The following is a 12,866-nucleotide window of genomic DNA, read 5'->3' as shown; positions in this document are numbered from 1 at the left end:
GGGCGCGGTGGTGGTCAACGACAAGCGCGTGGAGCCGGCCGAGCACAAGAAGTTCGTGCAGGCCGAAGTCGCCCGGTTCGGCCCCGTCATCAAGGCCGCGGGCGCCTACGCGGACTGAAGCCGGCGCACTGCTGCCAGCGCGGCAGCAGACCGATCATCAAGCCGGGGCCTGCCCCGGCTTTTTTGTGCCCCCACGCTCCCCCGCTTCGCGAGGTCCGCTGCCCCCCGAGGGGGTGTTTTTCATCTTGGGGCGGCCCAGCGATGAAAAAGTGCCCCCACGCTCCCCCGCTTCGCGAGGTCCGCTGCCCCCCGAGGGGGTGTTTTTCATCTTGGGGCGGCCCGGCGATGAAAAAGTGATCGCACGGCCGGCAAGGCACCGCGCGCGCAAAAAAAAGCCCGCACATCGGCGGGCTGAATGAACCAGAAGGCTCCTTGGAGAAACTTGGAATGAAGGCCTCTGCGCATCCGTGGATGCGCATCGACCTGCTCACGCCGCGCCCATGTCTTGCATCATGGGCACAGCGGTCGCGGGCCTTGCGGCCCGCACCCGGACGCTTTCGTCGAAGCGCCAGCAGACGTCGGCGCCCGGGCGGCTTGCGTCAGAAGGAGTGACGCAGGCCGAACTCGTAACCGGTCGAGTTCTTCATGCGGTAGTTGGCACCGCCGTAAGCCAGTTGAGCCGAGGTCAGAGCCGGGCCGCCCACGGTCAGGGCTGCACCGTTCTTGTTGCTCACGCGAGCCACCGTGGCGTACAGGGCCGTGCGCTTGGACAGGTTGTGCTGGTAGCCCAGCGCGAACTTGTTGGCCTTGCGGTCTTCGATGGGGTTCCACAGGTTGGCCAGGGTGCCGACGGTGTTGTCGTCGTACTTGACGTGTGCGTAGCTGGCGCGGATCAGGCCCGCACCGACCGGCACCGTCACGCCCAGCAGGTAGCCTTGCACCTTGGTCTTGGGGTCGATGGCCAGGAAGCCGTTGTTGTAGTCGGCCAGCAGCGTGCTGCGCTCCTGGCGGTTCTGCGAGTACATACCGAAGAGCTTGACCACGCCGAAGTCATAGGTGACGCCAGCGTTCAGGATCTTGTTCTTGGTGGTGCGGTCGGTCGTGATGTTGATGGTGTCGGTGCTCACCGAAGCGCCATCGAGCTGGCCATAGGACATGGCGACGTCCAGCGGGCCGTTGGCGAAGCCGATGCGGCCGCCGAAGTAACGGCCGGCCTTCGAATCACGCTGGTTCGAGGCCAGGGGTTCGAATTCGGTGCGCTCGTGGAAGGCGTACATCACGTTGCCGTACACGCCGCCCAGACCCTTGGGCAGAAAGTACTGAGCGGTGTTGCTCAGGCGGCTGTGGCTGTAGGCGGTGGCAATCAGGTTGCCGCCGATGCCGGTGGCGCCGAACGGATCGAAGGCGTCGTCCACCAGCTTGCCGGGGGTGGAGTCGCGGCCGAAACGCAGTTCACCGAAGCTGCCAGCCAGGCTGACGGTCGAACGGCGGCTGAAGGCGCTCAGGCCACCGCCGTCATCGTTGGTCAGGGGCGATTCAAGCCAGAAGCCGGCCGTCAGGCCGCCACCCAGGTCTTCCACACCACGGAAGCCCAGACGGCTCGAGCTCAGGCCCGAGTTGCGCAGTTCGGTGCGGCCGACCTTGATGCTGTCGGGCAGCAGCGAGGGGTTGACCAGGTCGGCCAGCGTGTACACGCGCTCAGCCTTGTTGGAGACATTGCTGACTGCAACGTCCACCACGCCAAACAGGGTCACCGAGGATTGGGCCGATGCGGCGCCGCACAGCGCCAGTGCAGCGAGGGCTGCAAAAGTCTTTTTCATTCGTAGAACTCCAGGATGTGGAAGCGCTTCTCGTCGTAAGCGGAGTCCCCGGGCACCAAACCCGGGACGAATTGGAGTCTCTAGCCACAAGAAGTCAGTTACGTGACATCGGGTTAACCCGTTTTTTATTCATTTTGGAGTGTTGCGTCTAGCGGACACATTTGGTGCTTGACTGTCATTTCGAGGGCACCAAGGCCCCTCGGCCGGCCGTGCGACACTCGCGCCCCAGCGACGCCGGCGGCCCGCCTGCGTGCAGTGATCGAAGAGTTGCCCATGGGTGTTGTGTCCTGGCTGGAAGCAGCCTTTCTCGGCCTGGTTCAAGGCCTGACCGAATTCCTTCCCATTTCCTCCAGCGCCCACCTGCGCATCATTGGCCCCATGCTGCCCTCGGGCGTGGACCCGGGCGCCAGCTTCACGGCCATCACGCAGCTCGGTACCGAGCTGGCGGTGCTGATCTATTTCCGCCACGACATCCTGCGCATCCTGCGCGCCTGGTTCGCCTCGCTGGTGCCGGGCGCCAACCGTGGCGGCATGCACCCCGACGCGCGCATGGGCTGGCTGATCATCATCGGCACCCTGCCTATCGCGGTGCTGGGGCTGCTGTTCAAGGATGCGATCGAGACTTCGCTGCGCAATCTCTACATCACCGCCACCATGCTGATGCTGTTCGCGCTGGTGCTGGCCTGGGCCGACCGCCACGGCAGCAAGACGCGCGAGCTCAAGACCCTGAGCTGGCAGCACGGCCTGGTCTACGGCCTGGCCCAGGCCATGGCGCTGATTCCCGGCGTCTCGCGCTCGGGCGGCACCATCACGGCCGGCCTGCTGATGGGCTACACCCGTGAGGCGGCGGCCCGCTATTCCTTCCTGCTGGCCGTGCCCGCAGTCATGGCCTCGGGCTTCTATCAGCTGATCAAGAGCTGGGGCGTGGCCGGCCCGGTCGCGCCGGGCCCGACGGCGCTGGCCACCGTGATCGCCTTCGTGGTGGGCTATGGCGTCATCGTGTGGTTCCTGCGGATCGTGTCCTCGCGCAGCTACATGGTCTTCGTGTACTACCGGCTCGCGCTGGGGGCGCTGCTGTTCGTGCTGCTGGGCCTGGGCCTGCTTTCTGCGCATTGAACGCGCCGCAGCGAAGCCGGGCCTGAACGCAGGCTGACCAGACCCTGACCGCTGGCGACAGCCCGCCGCAGCCCGGGGCTTCGTCCCGGATCGCGAAGGCCCGCGCCCTATAGTGGCGCGCATGCCTTCCGAACCTCCCAGTCGGGTGCTGGCCTGCGCCAGCATCCTCTGCAGGCGACCAGCCTGCGCCACGGCCTCTCCTCTCCGGTCATCTCCCCTGCTTCCTGCTCGCGCTGAGTTCGCCCCTGCCGGCGGCGACCGTGCGCGCGCGCGGCATGCGCGCCGCCCAAAGGGAGCGCGCGCATGATGGAACTGCTGACCGACCCGGCCGCCTGGGCGGGGCTGCTGACGCTGGTCGTGCTCGAGATCGTGCTGGGCATCGACAACCTGATCTTCATCGCCATCCTGGCCGAGAAGCTGCCGCCCCATCAGCGTGACCGCGCGCGCGTCATCGGCCTGAGCCTGGCGCTGCTGATGCGCCTGGCGCTGCTGTCGGTGGTCTCGTGGCTGGTGACGCTGACGGCGCCGCTGTTCAGCGTCTGGGGCAAGCCCTTTTCGGGCCGCGACCTGATCCTGCTGGGCGGCGGCCTGTTCCTGCTCTACAAGGCCACGACCGAGCTGCATGAAAGACTGGAGGGCGTGGTTCACACCCAGCGCACGCAGGTCGCCTATGCAGGCTTCGGCGTGGTGGTGGCGCAGATCGTGGTGCTGGATGCCGTGTTCTCGCTCGATGCCGTGATCACGGCCGTGGGGATGGTGGACGAACTGCCCGTGATGATGGCCGCGGTGGTGATCTCCATCGCCGTGATGCTGCTGGCCTCCAGGCCGCTGACGCGTTTCGTGAATGCGCATCCGACGGTGGTGATGCTGTGCCTGAGCTTCCTGCTCATGATCGGCCTCTCGCTGGTGGCCGAGGGCCTGGGCTTCCACCTGCCCAAGGGCTACCTCTATGCGGCCATCGGTTTTTCGATCCTGATCGAGTTCTTCAACCAGTGGGCCCGGCGCAACCAGGCGCGCCAGCAAGCCACCCAGCCGCTGCGCGAGCGCACGGCCGAGACCGTGCTGCGCCTGCTGGGCAGCCGGCTGCACGGCCAGCCGCAGCCCGGCGGCGACGGCCAGCAGGCCTCCTTGGCGCAAGCACCGGCCTTCGCGCCCGAGGAGCGGCAGATGGTGGGCGGCGTGCTCTCGCTGGCCGACCGCACGGTACGCACGATCATGACGCCGCGTGGCGACATCTCCTGGGCGGATGTGGAGGAGGACGGCGGGCAGCTGCGCGCGCAGTTGCTGGCCACGCCGCACAGTCTGTTCCCGATCTGCCGTGGCTCGCTCGACGAGGTGCTGGGCGTGGCGCGCGTGAAGGACCTGCTGGGCGCGGTCACGCAGCACGGCCGGCTGGACGCGCAGGCCGGCTACGTGCGCGCGCCGCTGTATCTGCCCGCGAGCACCAGCGTGATGCGTGCGATCGACATCCTGCGCCACGCGCGCGGCCAGCTGGCGCTGGTGACAGACGAGTACGGCCAGGTGCAGGGCGTGGTCACGCCCATCGACGTGCTGGAGGCCATTGCCGGCGAGTTCCCCGACGAGGACGAATCCCTCGAGATCCAGGCCCAGGGCGAAGGGCTGTGGCATGTGGCCGGCTCTGCCGATCTGCACCAGCTCGAGCGCCTCCTGGACACCCAGGGCCTGCTGAGCGAAGACGACAGCTACAGCTCCGTCGCCGGCTATCTGCTGGCCGAGTTCGGTCATCTGCCCGGGGTGGGACAGACCGTGCGTCACGATGGCATCGAGTTCCGCATCCTCGAGGCGGACGAGCAGCGCATCGGGCTGGTGGCGGTGCGCCGGCTGAGCGCCGACGAGCTGGCGCATTCGCCCCTCCAAGGCGCAGCTGACCGGGGTTAACACCGGGCGACGCCCGCGCGGATGGCCGCTAAAACGCAGGCAGGCCCATCCGGCCCCCACCGCGACGGCGGCGCCGCGCATCTGCCGCACCGGACGCTGCCGCAGCTCCATCACTCAGGAGAGCCTTGCATGATGATCCGCGCCCGCACCCGCCGCCAATGGCTGGGTACCGCCTTTTGCGCAACCGCCGCCCTGGCGGCCGCCCCCCTTCCCGGTCTGGCCCAGGAGGCCTGGCCCAGCAAGCCGGTGCGCATCGTCGTCCCCTTTGCCGCCGGCGGCACCACCGACATCCTGGCCCGCGCCGTGGCCCCCGAGCTGAGCAAGGCCCTGGGTCAGGCTTTCATCGTCGACAACCGCGCGGGTGCGGGCGGCAATGTGGGCACCGAGATCGTGGCGCGCGCGCCCGCCGACGGCTACACGCTGCTGATGGGCACGGTGGGCACGCATGGCATCAACCGCGCGCTCTATCCCAAGCTGCCTTTCGACCCGATCCAGGACTTCGTGCCCATCACCATGGTCGCGGCCGTGCCCAACGTGATGGAGATGAACGCCGACAAGGCCAGGCAGATGGGCATCGACTCGGTGGCCAGCTTCATCGCCAAGGCCAAGGCGCAGCCGGGCCAGTTCAACATGGCCTCCAGCGGCAGCGGCACCTCCATCCACCTGGCCGGCGAGCTGTTCAAGCGCATGACCGGCGTGCAGATGACCCATGTGCCGTACAAGGGCTCGGCCCCGGCCCTGCTCGACATGGTGGCCGGCAATGCCGACGTGATGTTCGACAACCTGCCCTCGTCCATGCAGCAGATCAAGGCCGGCAAGCTCAAGGCCCTGGCCGTGACCAGCAGCCAGCGATCGGCCGCGCTGCCCGACGTGCCCACGGTGGAAGAAGCCGGCGGCCCGGCGCTCAAGGGCTTCGAGGCCAGTTCCTGGTTCGGGCTGCTGGCCCCCGCAGGCACCGCGCCTGCCGTCGTGCAGCGCGTGCATCAGGCCCTGGCGCGCGCGCTGGCCACCCCCGAGGTGAAAGAGAAGATGCTCGCCCAGGGCGCCATTCCCAGCGGCAGCTCACCGGCCGAATTTGCCCAGCACATCGCGCGCGAGCATGAGAAGTGGGCGCAGGTGGTCAAGGACTCGGGCGCCAAGGTGGACTAAGGCGCGCGGCCAGCGGGGCCAGCGGGGCCACCCGCCCGAACCTGCAACGAAAAAAGGTGCGCCGCGGGCGCACCTTTTTTATTCTGCAGGGCGGGACTCAGGTGCCCCAGACGATGTCTCTGTTCTCCGCCATGGATTCGCGCATCATCTTGATCAGCGGCGCGGCGCGCTGGTGCAGGCCCACATGCTGGATCTCGGCGGCGGCTTCATGGTCCTCCGCGGCATGGGCGTCGTGGTTGTGGCGGCCCTGCTCGGCCTCGCGCTCGGACGCGGCCTGCAGCGCCGAGATGGCGCCGGGCATCTGGTCCACGGTGATGATGCCGCTGCTGCCGGCGGACTTGCCCATGATCTCGAGCAGCGGCCGGGCATGGCCTTCGAGCATCAGCACGTCGGCGCTGGCTTGGGATTTGAAGCGATAGAGCATAGGGCTTACCTCCTGGGTCAGTTGTAGATGTAGTCGCGCGTGAAGGGATAGTCCGTCTGTGCGCCGCGCATGCCATGGGCATGGACCTGGCCGTCGGGCCGGGCGCACAGCATCTGGTGCAGGGAGATCCAGCCCTGCTCGAAGCTCATGGCACAGCCGGACAGATAGAGCCTGTAGGCGCGCAGGATGCGCTCGGCCCGCTCGGCACCTGCGGTCTTCTGCAGCACCGCAAGCGCGGGCGCCAACTGGGCCTCCAGCGCATCGGACCAGGCCCACAGCGTGCGGGCGTAGTGGGGGCGCAGGTTTTCGGTGTCGACCATCTCGAGGCCGGCCCGGGCAATGTCCTGCAGCACGCTGCTCACATGCATCAGCTCGCCGCCCGGGAAGATGTACTTCTCGATGAAGTCCCCCATGCCCGCGCCCAGTTGCTGGTGTGCCAGCGCCCCGGCCGTGATGCCATGCTGCAGGGTCAGCCCACCCGGCACCAGCAGTTGCGCCACGCCGCGAAAGTAGTGCGGCATCTGCACATGGCCCACGTGCTCGAACATGCCCACCGAGGCGATCTTGTCGAAGACCATGCTGCCTTCGAGCTCGCGGTAGTCCATCAGCTTCACCCGCACTCTGTCGCCCAGGCCGCGCTCGGCAATCAGTGCCTCCACATGCGCATGCTGGTTCTGCGACAGCGTGATGCCCGTGGCATCCACGCCGTAGTGCTCGGCCGCCCACAGCAGCAGCGCGCCCCAGCCGCAGCCGATGTCCAGGAAGCGCTCGCCCGGCTGCAGGCGCAGCTTGCGGCAGATGTGATCGAGCTTGGCCGCCTGCGCCTGGGCGATGTCCAGCGAGGGCTCCCGAAAGTAGGCGCAGGAATAGACGCGCCGCGGGTCCAGCCACAGCGCATAGAAATCGTCGGAAACGTCGTAATGGAACTGGATCTGCTCGCTGTCCCTTTGCCGGGTGTGCGCGCCGCGGGATTTGGCATCGCGCAGCAGGCGCGACCACCAGCCCGTCTGCGTCTGCACGGGCTGGCCCGGCATCAAGGCCGCGGCTGCCTGCATCAGGTCGCGCATCGCACCCTCGATCTGGACCAGGCCCTCCACATAGTCCTCGGCCACGCTGCCGATCTGCCGGGCCGCAAGCTTTGCCACGCTGGACCAGCGCGAGAACGCCAGTCGCAGCCGGGCGCCCGCGGGCTCGATGCGGCGCCCATCGGGCAAGGCAATGGCAACAGGCACCGGCAGTGCCGCCAATTCCGCTTCAATACGAGGTGCCAGGCTGTTGCTCATGCTGGTTCAGGCCCTTCATTCTTTCGTCGCGTCCCACAGCGCACCTTCACTTTGTCACAAAAAAAGGCAGGCGTGGGTAGGACGAAAGAGGACAGCTATTTGCCGCAGCGCACCGCGCTGCGCATCTGCTGCCGAGCATCAGGCCAAGCTCGTATTTCGAGCATCCATTGGCATTGGCATGGATGGCCCAATCACCCATGCCATGCCGCCGCCAAAAGAAAAAGGCCCTCTTTCGAGGGCCTTTTTCAATTTCTGGAATTTGGTTGCGCGAGCAAGATTTGAACTTGCGACCTTTGGGTTATGAGCCCAACGAGCTACCAGGCTGCTCCATCGCGCGTCAGAAATGAGAGTATAGCTTATTCTGCGTCGCTTTGCTCGGCGGCGTCAGAAATTTCAGGACGATCCACCAGTTCCACGAAAGCCATGGGCGCGTTGTCGCCCACACGGAAGCCCATCTTCAGGATGCGGGTGTAGCCGCCCGGGCGCGTCTGGTAACGCGGGCCCAGCTCATTGAACAGCTTCACGACGTTGTCGCGGTTGCGCAGACGGTCGAAGGCCAGGCGCTTGTTGGCGACCGTGGGGTTCTTGGCCAGCGTGATCAGCGGCTCGACGACGCGGCGCAGTTCCTTCGCCTTGGGCACGGTGGTCTTGATGGCCTCGTGCTCGATCAGCGAGTTGGTCATGTTGCGCAGCATCGCCAGGCGGTGCGAGCTGGTGCGGTTGAGTTTGCGGAGTCCAAGTCCGTGACGCATGATGATTTCCTTGAAGAAGGATTTTTAGTAATGGGGGCAGCCGTGTCAGGTACTGCCCCGTGCGATGAAGGCCGTGGGCTTCTTAGCGCTTGTCCAGGCCGGCCGGCGGCCAGCTTTCGAGCTTCATGCCCAGGGTCAGGCCGCGCGAAGCCAGCACTTCCTTGATTTCGTTGAGCGACTTGCGACCCAGGTTCGGGGTCTTGAGCAGCTCGTTCTCGGTGCGCTGGATCAGGTCACCGATGTAGTAGATGTTTTCGGCCTTCAGGCAGTTGGCCGAACGCACGGTCAGTTCCAGCTCGTCCACGGGACGCAGCAGGATGGGGTCGAACTGCTGGGCGCTGCGCGGGGCGGAAGCCTTCGCATCGAACAGCTCGTCCACGCCACCTTCCAGCTGGGCGAACACGGCCAGTTGCTCGACCAGGATCTTGGCCGAAGCGCGCACAGCGTCTTCCGCCGAGATGGCGCCATTGGTCTCGATCTCGACCAGCAGCTTGTCCAGGTCGGTGCGCTGTTCCACACGGGCGCTTTCGACCGTGTAGCTCACGCGCTTGACCGGCGAGAACGATGCGTCCAGCACGATGCGGCCGATCGACTTGGTCGGCTCGTCGGCATAGCGGCGCATGGTGCCAGGCACATAGCCGCGGCCCTTCTCGACCTTGATCTGCATGTCCAGCTTGCCGCCTTGCGACAGATGGGCGATGACGTGCTCGGGGTTGATGATCTCGACGTCATGCGGCGTCTGGATATCGGCGGCCGTGACCGGGCCTTCGCCATCCTTGCGCAGCGACAGCGTGACCTCGTCGCGGTTGTGGAGCTTGAACACCACGCCCTTGAGGTTCAGCAGGATGTTGACCACATCCTCTTGCACGCCATCGATGGAGGAGTACTCGTGCAGCACGCCGGCGATGGTGACTTCGGTGGCTGCATAGCCCACCATCGAAGAAAGCAACACGCGACGCAGCGCGTTGCCGAGCGTGTGGCCGTAGCCACGCTCGAAAGGCTCGAGCGTCACTTTTGCCTTGTTGGCAGCCAGTTGCTCGACCTGGATGGTCTTGGGTTTCAGCAGGGTTGTTTGCATGCGGACTTCCTCTCAATACCCCCGGCTCGTTACACCGGTAAGGCTGGTGAAGCGCCTGGGCCGCACAAAGCTTGGCAGCCGCAGGAACGGGAACAACTAAACAGGGCGCCTGAAGGTGCTTGAGTCCTTGTGGCGCCCCATCAGCATCAACGCGAATAAAGTTCGACGATCAGCGATTCGTTGATGTCGGCACCGAACTCGTCGCGATCCGGCACCTTCTTGAACGTACCTTCGGCCTTGTCGATGTTGACTTCGACCCAGGCGGGGATGCCGACTTGCTGGGCCAGTTGCAGGGCTTCGACCACGCGAACCTGCTTCTTCGACTTTTCACGCACAGCCACCACGTCGCCGGTCTTGACCAGGTACGAGGGGATGTTGACAGCCTGGCCGTTCACGGTGATGGCCTTGTGCGACACCAGCTGGCGTGCTTCGGCGCGCGTGGAGCCGAAGCCCATGCGGAACACCACGTTGTCCAGACGCGATTCCAGCAGGAACAGCAGGTTGGCGCCGGTGTTGCCACGGCGGCGGTCGGCTTCTTCGAAGTAGCGGCGGAACTGCTTTTCCAGCACGCCGTACATGCGCTTGACCTTCTGCTTTTCACGCAGCTGCAGACCGTAGTCGGACGTGCGCTGACCCGAGGTGCGGCCATGCTGGCCGGGCTTGGAGTCGAACTTGGCCTTGTCCGCGATGGAGCGACGTGCGCTCTTCAGGAACAGGTCTGTGCCTTCACGGCGGGAGAGCTTGGCCTTGGGGCCGAGATAGCGTGCCACGGTATTTTCCTTGTGTTGCGTCTGCCGCAGCGCCTACTGGCATTGCGGGAGCCATCAGTCCTCGGACGATGGCGGTGGGCTTGAGTGAAAAGCAAAAACGCGCAGCAACCCGCAAAGGGCGCTGCGCTGTCGTGAAGCGCCTTAGATGCGACGGCGCTTCTGGGGACGGCAGCCGTTGTGCGGGACCGGCGTCACGTCGGAGATGGACGTGATGCGGATGCCCAGCGCAGCCAGCGCGCGCACCGACGACTCGCGACCCGGGCCGGGGCCCTTGATCTCGACGTCGAGGTTCTTGATGCCTTGCTCGACCGCTGCACGGCCGGCGACTTCGGATGCCACCTGGGCGGCGAAGGGCGTCGACTTGCGCGAACCCTTGAAGCCCTGACCACCCGACGAGGCCCACGACAGTGCGTTGCCCTGACGGTCGGTGATGGTGATGATGGTGTTGTTGAACGACGCGTGCACGTGCGCGATGCCGTCCGCAACGTTCTTGCGGACCTTCTTGCGAACGCGTTGCGCGGCGTTGTTGGCGGGAGACTTGGCCATGCTTTATTCCTTACTTCTTCAGGGCTTGCGCGGCGCGACGCGGACCCTTGCGGGTACGGGCGTTCGTGCGGGTGCGCTGGCCACGCATCGGCAGGCCGCGACGGTGACGGAAACCGCGGTAGCAACCGATGTCCATCAGACGCTTGATGTTCATCGTCGTTTCGCGACGCAGGTCGCCTTCGATCGTGAACTGGGCGATCTGGTCGCGGATCTTTTCCAGATCGGCGTCCGTCAGGTCCTTGACCTTCTTCGCGTAGTCGATGCCGCAGGCTTCGCAGATCTTGCGAGCGCGCGTGCGGCCGATGCCGAAGATCGCCGTCAGGCCGATCTCGGCGTGCTTGTGCGGCGGAATGTTGATGCCAGCGATACGTGCCATGTTCGTCCTCTAGAACTCTCGATTCAACCCTGGCGCTGCTTGTGGCGCGGGTCGGTGCAGATCACGCGAACCACACCTTTGCGGCGGATGATCTTGCAATTGCGGCAGATGGTTTTGACCGAAGCCGAAACTCTCATTTGATTTCTCCTGAAACTCTGTGGGCTGAACTACCTGCCCCAAAACACAATGTGCGCCAGGCACAGGCCTTTGGCGTCAACTCCACTTTCCAAATCTTCTGATCCGAAGCTCTGAGGGGCCCGGCTCTCGCCCGGCCACCCGATCAGTCCGCATCAACCACCCAGAGACGTCTTGAAATTCGCCTTCTTGAGCAGCGACTCATACTGCTGCGACATCATGTAGTTCTGCACCTGGGCCATGAAGTCCATGGTGACCACCACGATGATCAGCAGCGAGGTCCCTCCGAAGTAGAACGGCACGTTGTATCTGAGGATCAGAAACTCCGGCAGCAAACACACGAAGGTGATGTAGATCGCACCCGCCAAGGTCAGGCGCAACAGGATCTTGTCGATGTAGCGTGCCGTCTGGTCACCGGGACGGATCCCGGGAATGAAGGCACCGCTCTTCTTCAGGTTGTCGGCGGTCTCGCGGCTGTTGAACACGAGGGCCGTGTAGAAGAAGCAGAAGAACACGATCGCACCGGCGTACAGCAGGGTATAGATCGGCTGACCCGGGGCCAGGGTGGACGCTGCGTCGCGCATGAAGCGCGCGAACCAGCCTTCACCGCCGGTGCCCATCCAGCCAACCACCGTTGCCGGCAGCAGGATGATCGAGCTGGCGAAGATCGGCGGGATCACACCGGCCATGTTCAGCTTCAGCGGCAGGTGCGAGGCTTGGCCTCCATACACCTTGTTGCCGACCTGCCGCCGCGCATAGTTGACCAGGATCTTGCGCTGACCGCGTTCCACGAACACCACGAACCAGGTCACCAGGCCAACCAGCACCACGATGAACAGCGCGATCAGCACACTCATCGCACCCGTGCGCACCAGCTCCAGCAGCCCGCCAATGGCGGTGGGGAGACCGGCCACGATGCCCGCGAAGATGATGATCGAGATGCCGTTGCCCAGACCACGCTCGGTGATCTGCTCACCCAGCCACATCAGGAACATGGAACCAGCCGTCAGGCTGAACATGGCCGTGATGCGGAAGCCGAAGCCAGGGTTGTTCACCAGGCCTGCCGAAGACTCCAGCATGGTGGCAATGCTCACCGACTGCACCAGCGCCAGCGCCAGCGCGCCATAGCGCGTGTACTGGGTGATCCTGCGCCGACCCGCCTCGCCTTCCTTCTTCATCTGCTCGAAGGTCGGCACGACGTAGGTCATCAGCTGCATGATGATCGATGCCGAGATGTACGGCATGATCCCCAGCGCAAACACCGTGAAACGCGACAGGGCCCCACCCGAGAACATGTTGAACAGGTTCAGGATGCCGCCCTGCTGGCCCTGGAACAGCTGAGCCAGCTGGTCCGGGTTGATGCCGGGCACGGGGATGTGTGCGCCGATGCGGTAGACCACAAGCGCGAGCAGCAGGAAGACCAGCCGGCGACGCAGGTCGCCGAACTTGCCCGTCTTTGCCAGCCCTGGCTTGGTCAACGCGTTGGTTGCCACGTTCTGGAACTTCCTTGAGTGAGGA

The 12,866-nt window shown here is 65.3% G+C and carries 13 protein-coding genes, 1 tRNA gene and 1 pseudogene; 4 read left to right on the top strand and 11 right to left on the bottom strand.

The window, feature by feature from the left end:
* A pseudogene (locus PGB34_RS21590) lies at positions 1-118 on the top strand (tripartite tricarboxylate transporter substrate binding protein BugD); the annotation flags it as partial.
* 481 nt (positions 119-599) lie between these two features.
* Here the strand turns inward: PGB34_RS21590 and PGB34_RS21585 are convergent.
* Positions 600-1,820 (bottom strand): porin, encoded by a 1,221-nt coding sequence (locus tag PGB34_RS21585; RefSeq protein WP_271430163.1) that lies wholly within the window; start codon positions 1,818-1,820, stop codon positions 600-602.
* 273 nt (positions 1,821-2,093) lie between these two features.
* Between PGB34_RS21585 and PGB34_RS21580 the strand changes: the two genes are divergently transcribed.
* From PGB34_RS21580 to PGB34_RS21570, 3 genes are all read left to right on the top strand, one after another.
* The gene (locus PGB34_RS21580; RefSeq protein WP_271430162.1) at positions 2,094-2,936 is read left to right on the top strand and encodes an undecaprenyl-diphosphate phosphatase; all 843 of its coding nucleotides are present in this window, start codon (positions 2,094-2,096) and stop codon (positions 2,934-2,936) included.
* 306 nt (positions 2,937-3,242) lie between these two features.
* Entirely contained in the window at positions 3,243-4,835 is a 1,593-nt protein-coding gene (locus tag PGB34_RS21575) for a TerC family protein (RefSeq protein WP_271430172.1), read from the top strand.
* 129 nt (positions 4,836-4,964) lie between these two features.
* Positions 4,965-5,984 carry a Bug family tripartite tricarboxylate transporter substrate binding protein gene (locus tag PGB34_RS21570; protein ID WP_271430161.1) on the top strand — a complete coding sequence of 340 codons (1,020 nt, stop codon included), beginning with the start codon at positions 4,965-4,967 and terminating at the stop codon, positions 5,982-5,984.
* Between the two features lie 97 nt (positions 5,985-6,081).
* On the opposite strand, the gene PGB34_RS21565 is transcribed toward PGB34_RS21570, so the two are convergent.
* From PGB34_RS21565 to secY, 10 genes are all read right to left on the bottom strand, one after another.
* Positions 6,082-6,408: a DUF1840 domain-containing protein gene (locus PGB34_RS21565; protein WP_271430160.1), complete on the bottom strand. Its 327-nt coding sequence runs from the start codon at positions 6,406-6,408 to the stop codon at positions 6,082-6,084.
* Between the two features lie 17 nt (positions 6,409-6,425).
* Positions 6,426-7,691 (bottom strand): SAM-dependent methyltransferase, encoded by a 1,266-nt coding sequence (locus tag PGB34_RS21560; protein WP_271430159.1) that lies wholly within the window; start codon positions 7,689-7,691, stop codon positions 6,426-6,428.
* 260 nt (positions 7,692-7,951) lie between these two features.
* Positions 7,952-8,028 (bottom strand) — tRNA-Met (locus PGB34_RS21555).
* A gap of 19 nt (positions 8,029-8,047) precedes the next feature.
* Positions 8,048-8,443, bottom strand: coding sequence for a 50S ribosomal protein L17 (gene rplQ / locus PGB34_RS21550; protein WP_271430158.1), 396 nt, complete (start codon positions 8,441-8,443; stop codon positions 8,048-8,050).
* Between the two features lie 82 nt (positions 8,444-8,525).
* Entirely contained in the window at positions 8,526-9,521 is a 996-nt protein-coding gene (locus PGB34_RS21545) for a DNA-directed RNA polymerase subunit alpha (RefSeq protein ID WP_271430157.1), read from the bottom strand.
* A gap of 146 nt (positions 9,522-9,667) precedes the next feature.
* Positions 9,668-10,291: a 30S ribosomal protein S4 gene (gene rpsD, locus PGB34_RS21540; protein ID WP_271430156.1), complete on the bottom strand. Its 624-nt coding sequence runs from the start codon at positions 10,289-10,291 to the stop codon at positions 9,668-9,670.
* A 141-nt stretch (positions 10,292-10,432) separates the two neighbouring features.
* Entirely contained in the window at positions 10,433-10,837 is a 405-nt protein-coding gene (gene rpsK, locus PGB34_RS21535; RefSeq protein WP_038201952.1) for a 30S ribosomal protein S11, read from the bottom strand.
* 10 nt (positions 10,838-10,847) lie between these two features.
* On the bottom strand, positions 10,848-11,213 hold the full coding sequence (gene rpsM, locus PGB34_RS21530; protein WP_225782625.1) for a 30S ribosomal protein S13: 366 nt from the start codon (positions 11,211-11,213) through the stop codon (positions 10,848-10,850).
* A 23-nt stretch (positions 11,214-11,236) separates the two neighbouring features.
* Complete coding sequence (rpmJ, locus tag PGB34_RS21525; RefSeq protein ID WP_038201958.1) at positions 11,237-11,350, bottom strand: 50S ribosomal protein L36; 114 nt, start codon at positions 11,348-11,350, stop codon at positions 11,237-11,239.
* A 153-nt stretch (positions 11,351-11,503) separates the two neighbouring features.
* Positions 11,504-12,841 (bottom strand): preprotein translocase subunit SecY, encoded by a 1,338-nt coding sequence (gene secY, locus PGB34_RS21520; RefSeq protein ID WP_271430155.1) that lies wholly within the window; start codon positions 12,839-12,841, stop codon positions 11,504-11,506.
* Positions 12,842-12,866 lie beyond the last annotated feature (25 nt).

The organism is Xenophilus arseniciresistens (assembly GCF_028023875.1).
Lineage (GTDB): Bacteria > Pseudomonadota > Gammaproteobacteria > Burkholderiales > Burkholderiaceae_C > Xenophilus > Xenophilus arseniciresistens.
Note: the sequence above shows the minus strand (reverse complement) of the source record. Positions and strands in the feature narration are given on the sequence as shown.